Here is a 1,413-nt window from a genome sequence, read left to right as displayed (position 1 = left end):
CATCTATCTCCCATCCTTTTAGACTCATACATCAATACTTTAAGGTTTCAAGTTTAATATAAAAATTTAAAGATAAGGTAAAGATAAGATAAAGATAAAATAAAGGGTATTTTTTAGCGTACTTTAAAAGATATTGCTACAAAGGGATATATGGGACAACTTGTTGATATGAATGGATTTAGTGATAATTGAAAGGTTATTGTACAAGTTATTAATTATGGAGACATCATTCCAGAAGATTTAATCCATCTTTTCAATATGCTTTATATAAAAACCACAACATAACATATAATAAAAAACGGCGAACCCTCCACCTAGGAGAATCCACCATCACAAATAACTGATTATTTCACACCTAGTTTTTTTGCTTTCTTAGGGATCCCGTCTTCCAGCACTTCCTCCCAAGCTGTTACACCTTTTTATCTAAATGATATACACGTAGGAATGCTTCTTTACGAAGATTCTTTTGTGCGATAAATTCTAACTCTTTTTCTTTACCTTCCTTATCAAAACCCGATAATGTATATTCATACTCCTTTCCCATCACTTTACCATCCATAGATTTTGAAACTCCTCCTTTTCCATCCATATTAATTTGAACGTAATATTCATCTTTACCCATACGGTTGATATCACACCCAACTAAAACACTTGCAAATACAACTTCCTTATTTTTTACGTACCTGTATATTTTTATCTTGTTACTCACTTTTATTTTTCTTTCTTAACTAACTTATTTAAGATAATCTCATATAAATTACTTAACGAATTAATGCTATTTGCGACATAAAAAAAGAGAGGCGTCTGCCCCCTCTTAGAAGTGAAATTCAACTTGCTGTTCTTTTGTAATTGTCTCATCCCCCTCAGGATTAACTGTGTCGCTAAAGAGTAACTTAGCTGATATAATCTCCTCAAGCTTACTCTTAATGAATAGACCTACGCTACCTTCTTTCTTCACCTTCCCATAGAATTTGTTAGCATTCTCATCTTTCTCCTAACTAAGATCTTTTACTTTTACTAATTTCATATGAGAAATTCCCTCCAAATGTACACACTAAGAATGAGATTTGATAGAAGATACTTGTCTACATTTTGACTTTTCCTATTAAAACTGGAATATTTGGTCAAATGTATTAAACACGCAAATAACTTGATATCGTATCTCATGATTTTAATAATGATTCTGTTTTTCATTGTAGTAAGGTTGTTTATCTCATATTGAATTACCTTTCATTTTTCTTACAAGTTCGCAATATTTTTGAAAATACAGTCTATAAAGCCGAGAATTATTATTTTTTGAGAGATAGCATTGAGGAGTTTTTCATATGCACTGTACTATACGGTACTAGATTCCCGTACAGATTTCATTTACAATTCATTGTATTTTCTTTACCATTTACCAAGTTAAAATGG

1 pseudogene is annotated in these 1,413 nt (G+C 31.0%); it reads right to left on the bottom strand.

Annotation, left to right across the window (positions count from 1 at the left end):
* Positions 1-344: 344 nt before the first annotated feature.
* A pseudogene (locus ABWK52_RS28930) lies at positions 345-697 on the bottom strand (YxeA family protein).
* Between the last annotated feature and the right edge of the window lie 716 nt (positions 698-1,413).

The organism is Bacillus sp. AP50, from assembly GCF_040492675.1.
GTDB classification, from domain to species: domain Bacteria; phylum Bacillota; class Bacilli; order Bacillales; family Bacillaceae_G; genus Bacillus_A; species Bacillus_A cereus.
Note: the sequence above shows the minus strand (reverse complement) of the source record. Positions and strands in the feature narration are given on the sequence as shown.